This window comes from Clostridium sp. ATCC 25772 (assembly GCF_001573875.1).
Lineage (GTDB): Bacteria > Bacillota > Clostridia > Clostridiales > Clostridiaceae > Clostridium_J > Clostridium_J senegalense.
Window position 1 is genome coordinate 406,728 of the sequence record NZ_LFRG01000010.1, and the last position, 16,286, is coordinate 423,013.

Consider the following 16,286-nt stretch of genomic DNA (forward strand, 5'->3'; position numbering starts at 1 on the left):
TAAACCATTTTTAATTATATAATATAAATTAAATTAAACTGAAATCATATACAAAACTTTTAAAATATACAAATAAGTATCTATATAATAGAAAAAAGCCCTAAGGCTTTTATTCTACTGCTGTAATAAAATAATATAATGGTTGTTTTCCATCAAAGCATTGGATATCCATATCTGGATATTTTTCTTCCAGTTTTTCTACTAACTCATCAACCTTGTTTTTATCACAATCTTCACCATAGAAAAGAGTTATTATTTCACTATCTTCGTTTATCATATCCTTTATTAACTCTTCACAAACAGCGTAAACATCTTTTCCTACTTGTTTTATATCTTTCTCAAGTATTCCTAGTATGTCTCCTTCACTAATGATTTTGCCATCTTGTTCTGTGTCTTTTACAGCATATGTTACTGAACCAGATATAACATTGCCTATTGCTTCAGACATAATGTCAAAATTTTGATTTGCATCATCTTCACTGTTAAACATCGTTATAGCTGTTACCCCTTGTGGTATAGTTTTTGTAGGAATGACTACTACTCTCTTGTCTTCAACTAATTCCACAGCTTGATTTGCTGCCATAATTATGTTTTTATTATTTGGAAGAATAAATACAGTTTCTGCATTTATTTTATTTATGCTATTTACTATATCTTGTGTACTTGGATTCATCGTCTGACCACCTTCAATAACTACGTCTACGCCTAAATCCTCAAATATTGCTTTTATTCCTTCGCCTCTTCCTACTGTAACAAATCCATATTTCTTTATAGGTTCTTTATTAACTGTCTCTATTTTTTCAATAGCCTTTTCTTCATCTATACCAAGCAAACTTCTATGTTGTTCTCTCATATTTTCAATTTTTAATTTTGAAAGTTCACCAAATGTTAATGCTTTAGAAATTATTTCTCCTGGATCATTTGTGTGCACATGAACCTTGACCATATCATCAAGACCAACTACAACTATAGAATCCCCTCTTTGCTCCAAATAATTTTTAAAAGCCTCTGTGTCAACTTTGCATGATAAAATCATAAACTCTGTACAATATCCAAACTTAATGTCCTCAGTGTTTATTTCTGTTTGTGAACTAGGCATTTCATAAGTTTTATTTTGTAAAACTTCTGTATTTAATTCAACTTTCATTTCTTCTTTTAAAGCTTGATACATTCCTTTGAATAGAATTAATAATCCCATTCCACCTGCATCTACAACTTTAGCTTGCTTTAACTGTGGCAACATTTCCGGTGTCTTTTGTAGCATTGCTTCACAATTATTGCATATCTCTTCAAATAAAGTAGTTACATTTTGTGCTGTACTTGTTTTAACACCTTCTGCCGCCGCTCTAATTATTGTAAGTATTGTACCTTCTGTAGGTCTCATAACTGCTTTATACGCAAAAATTGAACCTTGAACTATACTTTCCTTTATATCAGTAACTGTGGCCTCTTTTTTTCCTTCTAAACCTTTAGCTATTCCTCTAAATATTTGAGAAAGTATAACACCAGAGTTTCCTCTTGCTCCCATAAGAGCACCTTTAGCTAACTTTTTTCCTATTTCTCCTATGTCTTCATTATCTAATCCATCTACTTCACTAACAGCAGCCTTGAATGTCATTGACATATTTGTGCCTGTGTCTCCGTCTGGAACAGGAAAAACATTTAACGAGTTAACATAATCTTTTTCTTCTTCTAATTTATTTGATGCATTTTTTAGCATGTTGCAAAAATCTTGCCCATTTATTTTTAAGTTTTCCAACTTTAATACCTCCTAGACTCTGACACCTTGAACATTCACTATAACTTGTGAAACCTTAAGTCCTGTAAAGTTCTCCACATTATATTTTACTTTTTGAATTATATTATTAGCTATGACTGAAATTTTAGTTCCATATTCTACTATTATATATAATTCTACACTTAAAGATTCATTTTTCATGTTTACCTTAACACCTTTACTAAGGTTCTCAGCTTTTAAAAGCTCCCATAGACCATCCTTAGCGTTTTTAGAAGCCATTCCAACAACACCATAACATTCCATTGTTGATACACCTGCTATATTCGCTAAAACTTCTTCTGAATAAAAAATATTACCTACCTGATTAGTTATACTAGCTTTCATACTATAACTCCTCCTTAATAACACCATATAGTTTATTTTATATTATAAAATAGATTAATTCAAGAAATTAATATATCATCTATTGATTTTTCCCTAAACTGTATAATTTTATAATATAATTTATGTATTATTTTTAGTTTTTACTTGCATAAAATATAATTATTATGGTAAAATAGCTTATGTTTGATTTAAACATTAAATCATTGTGATTATAAGGAGGTGTTTGAATTGTCAAGAAGATGCGAAATTTGTAATAAAGGTGTTGTATCAGGTACTCAATACAGCCACTCACACCGTCAATCAAAAAGAACATGGGCTCCTAACTTAAAAAGAGTTAAAGCTATAGTTAAAGGTTCTCCTAAGACTATACATGTATGTACAAGATGCTTACGTTCAGGTAAGGTTGAGCGTGCTTAATCTTTAGCTTGTTATATAGCTATAAAAGAGTGCCAAAGCACTCTTTTTAAATAGTACCTAATATTTTTTAGATACTTTACATATAAACAAGATATTTCAATTCAATGATATACTGATGAAAATCTTAAGATTTTCTTAAAAATGCAACTTTTAACTTAAAGTTGCATTTTTATTTTATAAATATTAATTATTATATAAATTTTATTATTCACTTTCTAATTTTAAATTTACCTTTTAATTTAAAATTAACTTTGTAAAATTAATCATATATCAAGCTAATTATGTATTTTATATTTTAAGCTTGATTTTTATTTTTTATTCTTTTCTTACGAAAAGCTTAATTATTTTAGATAAAAATTTTGGAAGTTTTATAGCTACTATTTTCATTTACTCACCTCCTTTGAATTACTTCTCCATCACTTTCCATCCTGCACTAATAATTCCTAATCCTATTGCAATAATCCAACCCCAAAATGGTATTACAATCCCTAAAATCACACCAAAAGCTATAGACCCTACAACCTTCATATCTGTTGTTTCTTTTTTCTTTTTACTTTCTTTATTTTTTTTAGCCATTATCTCACCCTGCTTATAATTTTATATTAATATACTTTCTATCAATTACACTTCTTGTTACCATATTATGTATCAAATTATCTTTTGACACTGTTTTTAACTCTATATAGGTATGCACCTTAGAATTTAAAGCTATCTATCAAATCTTTTTTATCAGCTTTTAAAAAACAAATACAACTACGGTTAGTTAAATATTAGAGTTAAAAGTAACAGATTAAACTAAAAATCAGTTTTTTAAACTAATTTATATAATTTTTCATATAAAAAAACTAGCGTTTAATTAAACGCTAGTTTTTTGCTAGTCTACAGATCTTATAATCATCAATGTCCCTGATAAAAACTCTAAATGAACTTCATTTTCAGCAAATTCATTTGATACAGTAAGACTGTCTTCTACTTCTAAATCATAATCCTTTAATTCATATTTTGCATTTTTTACAGACAATTTTTCAACTTTTTTGTTAAATGCAAAAACAGAAAAAAGCTCTCCTCTTTTTCCATAAATAGTTGTAGATTCACTTGTCATAGTTATTTTATTATTTTCATCAACTATATAAGCTTCTACACCTCTATTTATAGCTTTATTAAGTATACATAAGTTACCTATTAAATGGTCTATTCTAGTTCCTGTACAGCCTAGAAATACTATTTTTTTAGCACTTAGTTCAATAGCTTTTTCTAGTGCAATTTCCGTATCTGTATAATCCTTCTCTTTAGGATATTTAGTAATTTCACATTTATCTTTAAAATATTCTAATACCTTTTTATCTATTGAATCAAAATCCCCAAGTAATATTTTCGGTATTATATTATATTTATAAAGAGAATTAGCCCCACTATCAGCTGCTATAATACAAAATCCATCATTTGTATATTTAAGTATGGTTTCTTTTTTTGGTGGTGTGCCACCAGATATAATTAACCATTTCATATTAAAAACCTTCTTTTAGTCCTCTTATATTTTTTTCAATTTCATTATTTTTAAATACTGCAGAGCCTGCTACTATAACATTTGCTCCGCAATTCACTATTTCTTTTATGTTATTTTTATCTACTCCACCATCAACTTGAATCATTAAGCTTTTATTATAGGCATCACTTATTTTTTTAACTTCTTTTATTTTCTCATTACAGTATTGTATGTACTTTTGACCTCCGAAACCAGGATTAACAGACATCACAAGAACCATATCTACTATTGGGATTAAATGTTTTATACTTTCCACTGGTGTAGCTGGATTTATAGCTATTCCTGCTTTAACACCTAAACCTTTTATATAGTTCACAGTTCTATCTAAATGTTTATCTGCTTCTGCATGTATAGTTATTATATCCGCACCAGCTAAAGCAAAATCTTCTACATATCTTGCTGGGTCTTCAATCATTAAGTGAACATCAAATGTAAGTTTAGTACATTTTCTAATAGATTTTATTACAGGTATACCAAATGATATGTTTGGAACAAAGGCTCCATCCATAACATCTATATGAACCATGTCTGCTCCATATCTTTCTAATTCCTCAACCGCTTTTCCTAAATTGGAAAAATCAGCGGATAATATTGACGGTGATAATTTCATCATCTTTTATTCCCCCTATTATTTGTTATATCTTCTAAAGTTTTTATATAAAAATCATATCTTGCCTTATGAATTTTCCCTTCATTTACAGCCTCTTTAACTGCACAACTAGGTTCTTTATGATGAATACAATTATTGAATTTACATTTATCCCTATATGGTTCAAACTCTTTAAAGCAGTATTGCAATTCATCTTTAGGTATGAAATCTAACTCTAAAGATGAAAAACCTGGTGTATCAACTAAATATCCATCTTCAAATTCAATTAATTCACTATGCCTTGTAGTATGTTTTCCTCTTTTCAATTTGTCACTTATTTCTCCAGTTTCCATCATTTCTCTTCCAATGAATTTATTAAGTATAGTAGATTTTCCTACTCCTGATGGACCACAAAATACGCTTATATTATCTTTAATTTTTTCTTTTAGTTTTTCAAGTCCTAAATTATTTTTAGCTTCTAAGTATAGAACCTCATAACCTGCTGATTCAAGTTCTTCTTTTACTTTATCAATATTTTCATTTTCAAGATCCATTTTATTAAAACAAACAACGGCATTCAAATTATTATATTCACATAGTAACAGGAATTTGCTAAGCAAATCCCTGTTTAAATCAGGATGTCTAAATGCAAATATAACAAAAGCTTGAGTTACATTGGCAACAACTGGTCTTATAAGTTCAGTTGTTCTTTCATATATTTTTTCTATTGTAACAGAATTACCTTCTATCTTAATTTCTACATTATCACCTATCATAGGTGATAAATTACTATATCTAAACTTTCCTCTAGCTTTGCATGTATATGTGTTTCCTTCACTCTTTACATAATAAAGACCACCAATACCTTTAACTATTATTCCTTGCATATATCCTCCAAATCTATTGTTGATTTTCTCCTTCATCAGGTTTTTCAGGTTTTTCAGGTTTTTCAGGTTCCTGTTTTTTAACAGTGACACTTATATTTTCACCTTTATTAACTTTAGTTTCTGCTTGTATGCTTTGACTTTCAATTATATCACTATCTTCTCCTGAACCACTTACATTCAAGCCTAGGCTATTAGCTAAATTTTTAGCATCACCTAATGTCATACCTACAAAATAAGGCACAGAAACTTTTTCTGGTTCAGGTTCTTTATATTTATAATACTTAACATCTACTGCCGTTTGTTCATTAACTTTTGATCCAGATGATACACTTTGATAAAATATTTTTCCATCACGGCTCTTATCAGTAGTTGAAACTTCCGTAGTTGCTCCTAATTTTAAATTAGCTGCGCTTAGAACATTAGATGCTTCATCTACAGTCATGTTAATTAAATCTGGAGTCTGAGAATATTTAACAGCTGATCCTTTACTTACAACTACATCTATAGTGTCTCCTTTTTTAGCTGCAGTCCCTGGCTGTGGGTCTTGTCTAATTACAGTTCCTTCACTATAAGTTTCATTATTTTCCTCTATAACTTTTCCAACTTTAAACCCCATATTTGCAATTTGATTTTGTGCTTCTTGTAAAGTTAAATTTCCTAAATCAGGTACAGTTACTTCTTCAGGTCCTGAACTTACAATAACTTTTACTTCGGATTTCTTTTTCACTGTAGTTCCTTCATTAGGAATACATTTTAATACTTCCCCTTTAGGTTTATCACTTTTTTCTTCACCATCAACTTTAAATACAAGTCCTAGTTCTTCAATAATAGTTTTAGCATTTTCTTCGCTTTTTCCTACAATTTGTGGTATTTTAACCTCTTTTTTACTAGAACCAGCATCTGTAGACGGCTTCATTGATAACGTTATTGCAAAAGCTCCAATTAGAACTATGAATATTCCTATAGATACTAATATCAATTTCATTTTCTTATTTTTGGATCTTTTTTTCCTTGGCTTAACTTCATCTTCTTCATCGTCATCATATTCTTCATCATCGTAATCTTCATCATCATAATCTTCTTCATCATCATTTTTTCCATACAAATTATAATTATTGCTATCTTCATATGATGTTTTTGATGATTTATCTTCATCAATATTTATAGGACTCATTATTCTTGTAAATTCTTCAGTATCACCATTATTTTGAGGTATATTATAACTAATATTACTTCTTATTTGTCTTAAATCATGTAATATCTCTGTAGCACTTTGATATCTTTTAATAGGCTCTTTCTCTATAGCCTTTAATATTAAGTTGCTAATATTTAATGGTATATCGTATTTTATAGCAGTTGGAGGTACTACTGGCTCCTGTATATGTTTTAAAGCTATAGATACAGGGCTATCCCCATCAAAAGGCAATTTACCAGTAGCCATTTCATAAAGTACAATACCTAAAGAATATATATCGGTTCTAAAGTCTACAACTTTCCCTTTCGCCTGCTCTGGGGAAAAATAATGAGCTGAACCTATAACTTTTGTTGTATGGGTTATAGTGTCGCTATTAGAAGCTTTAGCTATACCAAAATCCGTAACTTTAACTACCCCATCTTCTTTAACTAAAATATTATGTGGCTTTATATCTCTATGAATAACACCATTTCTATGCGCACACTCTAATGCTTGTGCTATTTGTATTCCAAATTCCACTACTTGATCACATGGTAAGCTACCATTTTCACAAATCACTTGCTTTAATGTTTTCCCCTCTACTAACTCCATAACAATATAATTGTATTTTCCCTCTACTCCAACATCAAATATGTTAACTATATTATTATGTGAAAAACTTGCTGTAGCCGCAGCCTCTTTTCTAAACTTATCCATAAATTCAATATTAGAAGTATATTGCTCTTTTAGTATTTTCACTGCAACATACCTATTTAAAAGTCGACATTTAGCCTTATAAACTATAGCCATGCCACCTTCACCGATTTTTTCAATCAGCTCATATCTACTCCCCAATATGGTTCCAATCATCTCCACACGCTCCTTTAAATATGATAACTGAGATGTTATCTCTTCCGCCTCTATCTTTACTAGCTTTTATAAGCTCATCACAAACATCTTCTTTATCTGTAATAATAATATTACAAATTTCCTGTTCACTTAATTCATTTGTTAGTCCATCAGTACATAAAAGTCCTTTATCAAATTCATTTAAATTTAGCTCATAAATATCAACATCTACAATTGGTTTAGTTCCAATAGCTCTTGTAATTACATTTTTATTAGGATGATTTTGAGCTTCTTCTTCACTAATAGTGCCATTATCCAAAAGTTCTTGAACCAAAGAATGATCCTTTGTAACTTTTACTAATTTGTCTTTACAGATAACATAGCATCTACTATCTCCAACATTTGCAACTAAGCATTTTTCATCTTTTATATAACAAATTGTAATTGTAGTTCCCATTCCACTATATTCATCTTTTAATAAGGCAGCCTTATATATATGATGATTTGCCAAATTTACTGCTTTAGTTAATGCTATTCTACCTTCTTCATCTTTGTTCTTCTTTAAATAATCTATAACTGTTTCTAAGGCCATCTTACTTGCTACTTCACCTGCATTATGCCCGCCCATACCGTCTGCTATGGCAAATATAGCAATATCTTCATATTCAAAATATTTAACAAAATCCTCATTTAAAACTCTTTTATTTCCCACATCAGATTTTATTCCTATTAATCTCCCCATTGTTACAACTCCTTTTTTTCTAAATAACTTCTTCTAAGTTGTCCACAAGCTGCATTTATATCTAAGCCCATCTCTTTTCTAACAGTTGTCTCTATGCCATTTTTTATTAAAATATCCTTAAATTTATTTATATCGTCTATATTAGCTCTTTTTAGTTCACTTTCCTTTATTTCATTTATCGGTATTAAATTCACATGGCAAAGCATACCTTTTAAAATTTTAGACAATTCTAATGCATCATCTTCTCTATCATTAAATCCTTTTACCAATGCATATTCAAAAGTTATTCTTCTATTAGTTTTATCTATGTAATAATTGCAAGCTTCTAATAATTCATCTATATTAAAAGCTTTAGCTATAGGCATAGTTTGTTTTCTCATTTCATTGTTAGGAGCATGAAGCGAAATAGCAAGGGTTATCTGCATATCTTTATCTGCTAATTCCTTTATTTTAGGAACTATACCACAAGTAGATAATGTTATATGCCTTTGCCCAATATTTAATCCATAATCTGCATTTACAAGTTCTAAAAATTTAATGACATTGTCAAAGTTATCAAGTGGTTCTCCACTTCCCATAAGAACAACATTTGATATTCTCTCACCTAATTCTTCTTGTGCTTTTATTATTTGTCCTAAAATCTCTCCGCTAGTTAGATTACGAACAACACCATCTATTGTAGACGCGCAAAACTTACATCCCATTCTACAACCTACTTGAGTGGATACACATATAGAATTTCCATGTTTATATTGCATAACTACAGATTCTATTAAATTATTATCCTGCATTTTATATAAATATTTTCTTGTATTCCCATCAACAGAATTGTATTTTTCTAATACTTTAGGAACCCCAATATAAAAATTATTTTTTAATTTTTCCTTAGTAGATTTTGATAGGTTTTTCATATCATCAAAATTATATACATATTTATAAATCCAAGAAAAAACTTGTTTTGCTCTAAACTCACTTTCCCCATTTTCCTTCATCCAAAGCTTTAATTCTTTAACGTTTAAGTCCAATATATTTCTCACAATTGCACCTACCCAATCCTACGTATTTTAACAATAAAGAAACCATCCATAAATTTATTAGGTAATATAGTTACCTCTCCACTATCACCATAAATTATATTATCAACATTACCATAAAATAAAGGTTCTAATTTAAAATTAGGATGATTTTTTAAGAACCACTGAATATTTTTTTCATTCTCTTCTTTATTCAAAGTACAAGTGGAATATAAAATAACTCCATCTTTTTTTACATATTTTGCTGCATTATTCATTATATTTCTTTGAATTTCAACTATTGATTTTAATTCTTTTTGATTTTTAGTATATTTAATTTCTGGTTTTTTTCTTATAATTCCTAGCCCAGAACAAGGAACATCTATCAATACTCTATCTGCATATTTGTTAAATTCTTTTTTATATACAGTAGCATCTAAAGTTTCACATTTAATATTATTTATATAAAGTCTCTTTGCATTATCTTTTATAAGGGATAATTTATTTTCATGTATATCAAAAGCTAAAACTTCTCCTGTATTATTCATAATCTCAGAAATATGTGTTGTTTTTCCTCCTGGTGCACTACATAAATCTAATACTTTCAAATCATTATCAAGTTCCATTGATGGAGCTACTAACATAGCACTTTCATCTTGAACAGTTACATAGCCTTCTTTGAATAAAAGATTATCTTCAATATTTCTTCCATTTACAATTCTAATGGCTTCTGGAGCAACATATCCTTCAGACACTTGATATCCTTCATTTTCCATGTTATTATAAATTTCTTCATATTCGCCTTTTATTTCATTGACCCTTACAGTTAGTGCAGGCCTTTCATTTAATCCTATTAATATTTTTTCAGTTGTTTTTTTACCGTATTGTTTTATAAAATGTTCTACTAACCATCTTGGAAAAGAATATTCAAAACATAATTTTTCAATAGGATCCTCTCCACAATAACTTTTTTCTAAATTCCTTAAATAATTTCTTAATACTCCATTCACTAATTTTGATGCACCTAAAGATGAATTTTTCTTTGTTAAATTTACAGCTTCATTTACTGCAGCAAATGGAGGTATTTTATCTAAATACTTTATTTGATATATAGATATTCTTAAAATATTTAGTACAAAATCCTCTAGTTTTTTAAAGTTCTTTCCAGTAAAACTTTGTATTATCTTATCTATCGTATATTTATATTTTATCGTTCCATAAACAATTTCAGTTACCAAGCCTTTATCAACATCACTTAAATCACTTTTATTAAGTTCTCTACCTAATACAATATTAGAATAAGCCTTATTATTAAAAACTTGTGTTATAACATCTACTGCTATTTGTCTAGCATTATTCATTTTTTTACCTCATTAAAATTTATTCATTTCTGTCTCTAATTACTAAAAGTCTTATCAATTGTGATACTGCAGTTATAACTGCTGCAACATAAGTAAGAGCTGCTGCATTTAATACTTTCTTAGCACCATTTACTTCATCTCCTACTAGTATTCCTTTAGACCTGATTATTTCTATAGCTCTATTGGATGCATTGAATTCAACTGGCAATGTTACAAGTTGAAATAATACTGTAGCTGAAAATAATATAATACCTATATTTATTAATGGGTTTATACTAAAAATTATACCTAAGAAAAATAAAAACCAAGATGCATTTGATCCTATATTAGCAATAGGTACTAATGCACTTCTAACTTTTATAGGTCCATAACCTTCTTTATGTTGAATTACATGACCTATCTCATGTGCCGCTACACCTATTGACGCTATTGATGTACCACTATAAACATCTCTTGAGAGTCTAACAACTCTTCTTTGTGGATCATAATGGTCTGTTAAATTTCCTCCTATCATCTCTATAGGAACATCAAATAATCCATGTGCATCTAATATCATCCTAGCTACATCCTTACCTGTATACCCCATTTTACTATAAACCTTGGAATACCTAGCAAATGTAGATGAAATATTCATCTGTGCCCACATAGAAATCAAAAGAGCTGGTATAAGTATTAACATTGTAGAATCAAAATAGAATGGATACATAATCAGCAACCTCCTACATCTTTTATTTTATAGATTTTCATAATTTATTTATGTAAAACTATATTTTCTTCTATTGAATTTCCTTTTATATATTCTGACACTTTCATAGCTTTTTTATTAGGGAATTGAATTTTTTTTGCTAACAGAATACCATTTTTTGTTGATATTCTCATTCCCTCCTTATCAACTTTTAGTATAGTTCCAGGAGCTTTTGTAGACTTTTCATTTAAAACCTCTGACTGTAAGATTTTCATCATCTTATCTTCATGATAACTATACGCAATAGGAAATGGATTTAATCCTCTTATAAAATTATGCACTTCTTGAGCACTTTTATTCCAATCAATATTAGCCATATCTCTATTTAACATATGAGCATAACAACTTAGATCATCGTCTTGCTTTTCTGGTGTCAATTCATTATTGGCTAATTTCTTTAAGGTTTCTATAAGCAACGGTGCTCCTGTTTCCTTTAAAATTTCATATAATTCTCCTGCTGTCATGTTTTCAGTAATTTCAACTGTATTTTTCAAAAGCATATCTCCAGTATCAAGACCTACATCCATTAGCATAGTAGTATTTCCTGACACCTTATCTCCTGCCATAACAGAATAATTTATAGGTGCTGCTCCTCTAAATCTCGGAAGCAATGATCCATGTAAATTTATACAACCATATCTAGGAATATCTAATACTTCTTTTGGTAATATCTGTCCAAAAGCTACTACTACTATAAAATCTGGCTCTATAGCCTTTATTTTATCTATAGTTTCTTGATCTTTTCTAATTTTTTCTGGTTGATATACTTCTATATTATGTTTTAAAGCAACCTCTTTAACTGGAGACATTGCTAAAGATTTTCCTCTTCCTTTTGGTCTATCCGGTTGAGTGATTACAGCTTTAACATCAAACTCTTTTACTAATTCTTCTAAAGAAGGAACTGCAAAATCTGGCGTTCCCATAAATACTATTTTCATCTTTGACATATTATCACCTACATTTCTATTTTATCTATATAAAGGATTCCATCTAAATGATCTATTTCATGACAAAATGCTCTTGCTAAAAAATCTTCCCCTTCCACAGTAAACCATTCACCATTTTCATTCATAGCTTTCACCTTAACATATTGTGGTCTTTTAACTTTTCCATGCTCATTAGGAACACTTAAGCATCCTTCTAAATCAATTATTTCTCCTTTTGATTCAAGTATTTCAGGATTTATTAATACAATAGGACCTTCTCCTATATCCACTACAACAACTCTTTTCAATATTCCTACCTGTGGAGCTGCAAGTCCAACACCATTAGATTCATACATAGTCTCTTTCATATCTTTAATTAATGTTAACAACCTATCATTTATTTCATTAACTATTTTACATTTTTTCCTTAAAACTTCATCTTCTTGTGTTCTAATTTGTCTTAACGCCATAATAATTCTCCTTTTCTTTAACTTTAATCATTTTTATAAAAATTAAAATTATATTTTATTCATATAAAATCCTATAACATATTATTGGGATTTATATCTATGCTAGTCCTTATATCATTATAAACATTTTCTAACTCTTCATAAACAAATTTTTTTATATTCATTGCTAAATCTTCTGTTATCTTTCCCTTAATAATTATTTGCCATCTATAATAATTTTTTATTTTAGATATGCCACAAGGGCACGGCCCTAATATAGATACCTCTTGATTTTTTTCTAATAAATTTTTTAATTTATAACCTAATTGTTGAACATTATCTATAAGAAAATTTTCTTTTTCACTACTGAAATTCATACTCATCACTTTGGAAAAAGGTGGATAATTTAAACATTTTCTAAGTTGCAATTCTTCTTTCAAAAAACTCAAATAATCATTGTTTGCTGCATAATTTATACTATAATTATCAGGATTGTATGTCTGTACAACTACTTTCCCATCTTTTTTATCCCTGCCAGCTCTACCAGCTACCTGAGTTATTAATTGAAAAGTTCTTTCTGTTGATTTATAGTCTGGTATATTTAATGATAAGTCCGCAGCAATTACCCCTACTAACGTAACATCTGGGAAATCTAATCCTTTAGCTATCATTTGAGTACCTATAAGTACATTAGCACCTTTATTTTTAAATTTATTATATAATACTTCATATGAATTTTTTTCTCTTGTTGTATCAAAATCCATTCTTATAGTTTTTGCATTTGGAAACATTTTGTTTACTTGATTTTCAAGTTGCTCAGTCCCTATTCCAAAATGCTTTACATATTTACTACCACATTTAGGACAAATTTTAGGTTTTTGAACTTTATTTCCACAATAATGACAATTTAAAGACGACTGATTATTGTGATACGTTAATGATATATCACATCTATCACACTTAAAAACATATCCACAACTTCTACAAGATACAAATGTTGAATATCCTCTTCTGTTTAAAAATAATATTATCTGTTCATCCTTACTTAAAGCTTCTTCAATGCTTTTATAGAGCTCATTACTAAAAATACTTCTATTTCCATTTGCAAGTTCTTCTCTCATATCTGAAACAAAAATTTCTGGCAATTTGTTATTTGCAGCTCTATTATTTAGTGTAATTATATCATACTCCCCTATAAGACCTTTATAGTATGTTTCTATAGAAGGTGTAGCTGAACCTAAAACTAATTTACAATATTCAAGTTGAGTTTTGATTTCACCAATTTCTCTTGAAACATACTTAGGATCACTTTCTGATTTATAGCTAGCTTCATGCTCTTCATCTATAACTATAAGCCCTAGATTTTCAAAAGGTAGAAACAATGCAGACCTAGCACCTATAGCAAGTTTGACTTTTCCCATTTTAACTCGCATCCATTCATCAAATCTTTCTCCATCATTTAATTTACTATGAAAAATTGCAACATCTTTTCCAAATCTTCCTTTAAATCTTTCTACCATCTGTGGAGTAAGAGAAATTTCTGGTATTAATATTATAGAGTCTTTTCCATTATTCATCATACCTTCTACTAGATTCATATATATTTCTGTTTTTCCACTACCAGTTACCCCATGTATTAAAAATTGTTTTTTTGATGAATTCAAAATATTGTCTACTGCATTTTTTTGATCTTTGTTCAATACTTTTTTTTCATATTTCTTATATTCTTTTACATTATACCTATCTACTATGCTTTCTTCACACTTTAAAAAATCATATTTTATTAAAGTATTTATAGATGATAAGGAAAAACCATTTTCTTTTGACAATTCCGACTTACTATAAATTCCGTTATTAACCTTTATAAATTCATATATATTTATATAATTTTCTTTTAAATATTTTTTTTCCAATGGTTTAGACACCATAACTACTAATTTAGTTTTAAATTTTATCCCTTTTGTGATAGACGTAGGTATTATTACTTTTATAGCTTCCAGATAAGTACATAAATATTTTCTTCTCATTATCTCTATAAGCTTTATATCAGTATGTTTTAATAACGGCAACTCATCGCATATAGATTTTACACATTTAATTTTTTTTATATTTTTTTTATCTATATCATTTTCTTTATAAAAACTTATAACAAATCCATCTATGAATTTATTTCCAAACCCAAAAGGAACTTTAACCCTATGACCAATCAACATGTCATTCTTCAAGTTGTCTGGGACTTTATAAGTAAATATTTTATCCAACTTTACCGCTTCATTATTTACTATTATCCCAACATAATCCTTCATATGTACCTCTCTTTCATACTAATATATAAATATTAATATAAGGTTCTAAATTTAAAATTCAATTTATTTTCTTATGAAATGGAAATTTTTCACCTTAAACAAAACTATTAATATTTAAAATTCCCTGTATAAGCTGAATATTAATCTTATAACCCCATGTGCGTAAAGCTAAGCTAATTTATTCCAAAGTAGGGGGAAGTGCATAATCGAAAAGCATTTCCTCACTATTTTTCCTTCTTCTTTTTTCTCTAAGACTTTTTCTAGCTACTCGGTTCAATATTTGTAAGATATCTTCAATGTCATTCTTTCTAGTTGAAAAATTAATACATATATCTTTTAAATTATTAGCAATAGTTGAATAGAACATTATAATACTTAGATCTCTATTTTTGAAGACTTTATAAATATATTTAATATTTGAATATGCACAATTTATAAGTAAACACATAATCAATCTTCCATAGATTAAACATTTTAAATAGTATTCTTTTGCTAATTTAACCTTTTCAATATGACCAAAAGATTTCCAACATTTAAATAAGATTTCTATTTGCCAACGGATTCTATAAGTTTGCATTAAAAATTCTACAGTAGCAAATTCTTTATCGACACTTGTAAGCATTATGGTCCATTTTAATGTTTCTTTTTCTTTTTTACTTAATGTTCTACCTTGATTGGTGGCATTTTGATTGGCACGTCTTAATTTTTCTTTATAAAGTTCTTCAGGTAATTTTTCACCAATGATCCTAAACTCAAAGAATTCATTATCTTTTGACTTAGTATAAAGGTATAAATCAATTTGATTATTTATAGATTTTTTTAAAAAGCCTTCTAGATCAAATTTTTCTAATTTATTTGTAATTAAATTTTCTTTATAAAAAATAGTATTTGACTTTGCTTTACTTAAAAAATGTGCACCTTTATTTAATATTTGATTAAAATATTGCTTATCAAAATATCCTAAATCAACTAATAAAAGCTCATTTTCATTAATTTGTTTTGTTAAATCATTCATATAAACAGCATCATTTTCACAAGCACATCTCAATTCTACATTTTCAATAGAATTATATTTAAAACTATATAATGTTTGAAGTTTTAAAGCAGCCTTCGGCACACTATTTCCATAGCCTTTCCAAATTAATTTTAATTCATCATTC

At 28.4% G+C, this 16,286-nt stretch carries 16 protein-coding genes; 1 reads left to right on the forward strand and 15 read right to left on the reverse strand.

Features of this window, described 5'->3' with window-relative positions:
• Positions 1 to 109: 109 nt before the first annotated feature.
• Positions 110 to 1,759, reverse strand: coding sequence for a DAK2 domain-containing protein (locus AZI32_RS06555; protein ID WP_061995063.1), 1,650 nt, complete (start codon positions 1,757 to 1,759; stop codon positions 110 to 112).
• A 12-nt stretch (positions 1,760 to 1,771) separates the two neighbouring features.
• Positions 1,772 to 2,122 carry an Asp23/Gls24 family envelope stress response protein gene (locus AZI32_RS06560; protein WP_010292811.1) on the reverse strand — a complete coding sequence of 117 codons (351 nt, stop codon included), beginning with the start codon at positions 2,120 to 2,122 and terminating at the stop codon, positions 1,772 to 1,774.
• A gap of 228 nt (positions 2,123 to 2,350) precedes the next feature.
• On the opposite strand from AZI32_RS06560, the gene rpmB reads away from it, so the two are divergent.
• Positions 2,351 to 2,539: a 50S ribosomal protein L28 gene (rpmB, locus tag AZI32_RS06565; RefSeq protein ID WP_010292812.1), complete on the forward strand. Its 189-nt coding sequence runs from the start codon at positions 2,351 to 2,353 to the stop codon at positions 2,537 to 2,539.
• 405 nt (positions 2,540 to 2,944) lie between these two features.
• On the opposite strand, the gene AZI32_RS18615 is transcribed toward rpmB, so the two are convergent.
• From AZI32_RS18615 to AZI32_RS06625, 13 genes are all read right to left on the reverse strand, one after another.
• Complete coding sequence (locus AZI32_RS18615) at positions 2,945 to 3,115, reverse strand: hypothetical protein (protein WP_162266733.1); 171 nt, start codon at positions 3,113 to 3,115, stop codon at positions 2,945 to 2,947.
• A gap of 298 nt (positions 3,116 to 3,413) precedes the next feature.
• A complete protein-coding gene (locus AZI32_RS06570; protein ID WP_061995064.1) occupies positions 3,414 to 4,046 on the reverse strand; it encodes a thiamine diphosphokinase in 633 nt (210 codons plus the stop codon).
• Between the two features lies 1 nt (position 4,047).
• Complete coding sequence (gene rpe, locus AZI32_RS06575) at positions 4,048 to 4,698, reverse strand: ribulose-phosphate 3-epimerase (RefSeq protein ID WP_061995065.1); 651 nt, start codon at positions 4,696 to 4,698, stop codon at positions 4,048 to 4,050.
• On the reverse strand, positions 4,695 to 5,561 hold the full coding sequence (gene rsgA / locus AZI32_RS06580) for a ribosome small subunit-dependent GTPase A (RefSeq protein WP_061995066.1): 867 nt from the start codon (positions 5,559 to 5,561) through the stop codon (positions 4,695 to 4,697). Before rsgA ends, rpe begins: the two co-directional genes overlap by 4 nt.
• 13 nt (positions 5,562 to 5,574) lie before the next feature.
• A complete protein-coding gene (gene pknB / locus AZI32_RS06585) occupies positions 5,575 to 7,605 on the reverse strand; it encodes a Stk1 family PASTA domain-containing Ser/Thr kinase (RefSeq protein ID WP_061995067.1) in 2,031 nt (676 codons plus the stop codon).
• Positions 7,580 to 8,326: a Stp1/IreP family PP2C-type Ser/Thr phosphatase gene (locus AZI32_RS06590; protein WP_061995068.1), complete on the reverse strand. Its 747-nt coding sequence runs from the start codon at positions 8,324 to 8,326 to the stop codon at positions 7,580 to 7,582. The genes pknB and AZI32_RS06590 overlap by 26 nt, the downstream gene beginning before the upstream one ends.
• Before the next feature lie 2 nt (positions 8,327 to 8,328).
• On the reverse strand, positions 8,329 to 9,363 hold the full coding sequence (gene rlmN / locus AZI32_RS06595) for a 23S rRNA (adenine(2503)-C(2))-methyltransferase RlmN (protein ID WP_061995069.1): 1,035 nt from the start codon (positions 9,361 to 9,363) through the stop codon (positions 8,329 to 8,331).
• Positions 9,364 to 9,371: 8 nt separating this feature from the next.
• Positions 9,372 to 10,700 carry a 16S rRNA (cytosine(967)-C(5))-methyltransferase RsmB gene (gene rsmB / locus AZI32_RS06600; RefSeq protein ID WP_061995070.1) on the reverse strand — a complete coding sequence of 443 codons (1,329 nt, stop codon included), beginning with the start codon at positions 10,698 to 10,700 and terminating at the stop codon, positions 9,372 to 9,374.
• A gap of 19 nt (positions 10,701 to 10,719) precedes the next feature.
• Positions 10,720 to 11,406 (reverse strand): zinc metallopeptidase, encoded by a 687-nt coding sequence (locus tag AZI32_RS06605; RefSeq protein ID WP_061995071.1) that lies wholly within the window; start codon positions 11,404 to 11,406, stop codon positions 10,720 to 10,722.
• 44 nt (positions 11,407 to 11,450) lie between these two features.
• Positions 11,451 to 12,383, reverse strand: a complete 933-nt coding sequence (fmt, locus tag AZI32_RS06610; RefSeq protein ID WP_061995094.1) for a methionyl-tRNA formyltransferase — start codon at positions 12,381 to 12,383, stop codon at positions 11,451 to 11,453.
• 17 nt (positions 12,384 to 12,400) lie between these two features.
• Positions 12,401 to 12,841, reverse strand: coding sequence for a peptide deformylase (gene def / locus AZI32_RS06615; protein WP_061995072.1), 441 nt, complete (start codon positions 12,839 to 12,841; stop codon positions 12,401 to 12,403).
• A 71-nt stretch (positions 12,842 to 12,912) separates the two neighbouring features.
• The gene (gene priA / locus AZI32_RS06620; protein ID WP_061995073.1) at positions 12,913 to 15,126 is read right to left on the reverse strand and encodes a primosomal protein N'; all 2,214 of its coding nucleotides are present in this window, start codon (positions 15,124 to 15,126) and stop codon (positions 12,913 to 12,915) included.
• A gap of 178 nt (positions 15,127 to 15,304) precedes the next feature.
• Positions 15,305 to 16,286 (reverse strand): IS4 family transposase (locus AZI32_RS06625; protein WP_061995074.1); only part of this gene is annotated, 982 nt, incomplete at its 5' end.

Coding starts and splice junctions, on each gene's coding strand:
- AZI32_RS06560 (WP_010292811.1), bottom strand. CDS start 2,122: ATGAAAGCTAGTATAACTAATCAGGTAGGTAATATTTTTTATTCAGAA.
- AZI32_RS18615 (WP_162266733.1), bottom strand. CDS start 3,115: ATGGCTAAAAAAAATAAAGAAAGTAAAAAGAAAAAAGAAACAACAGAT.
- AZI32_RS06570 (WP_061995064.1), bottom strand. CDS start 4,046: ATGAAATGGTTAATTATATCTGGTGGCACACCACCAAAAAAAGAAACC.
- rpe (WP_061995065.1), bottom strand. CDS start 4,698: ATGATGAAATTATCACCGTCAATATTATCCGCTGATTTTTCCAATTTA.
- rsgA (WP_061995066.1), bottom strand. CDS start 5,561: ATGCAAGGAATAATAGTTAAAGGTATTGGTGGTCTTTATTATGTAAAG.
- pknB (WP_061995067.1), bottom strand. CDS start 7,605: ATGATTGGAACCATATTGGGGAGTAGATATGAGCTGATTGAAAAAATC.
- AZI32_RS06590 (WP_061995068.1), bottom strand. CDS start 8,326: ATGGGGAGATTAATAGGAATAAAATCTGATGTGGGAAATAAAAGAGTT.
- rsmB (WP_061995070.1), bottom strand. CDS start 10,700: ATGAATAATGCTAGACAAATAGCAGTAGATGTTATAACACAAGTTTTT.
- AZI32_RS06605 (WP_061995071.1), bottom strand. CDS start 11,406: ATGTATCCATTCTATTTTGATTCTACAATGTTAATACTTATACCAGCT.
- fmt (WP_061995094.1), bottom strand. CDS start 12,383: ATGAAAATAGTATTTATGGGAACGCCAGATTTTGCAGTTCCTTCTTTA.
- def (WP_061995072.1), bottom strand. CDS start 12,841: ATGGCGTTAAGACAAATTAGAACACAAGAAGATGAAGTTTTAAGGAAA.
- priA (WP_061995073.1), bottom strand. CDS start 15,126: ATGAAGGATTATGTTGGGATAATAGTAAATAATGAAGCGGTAAAGTTG.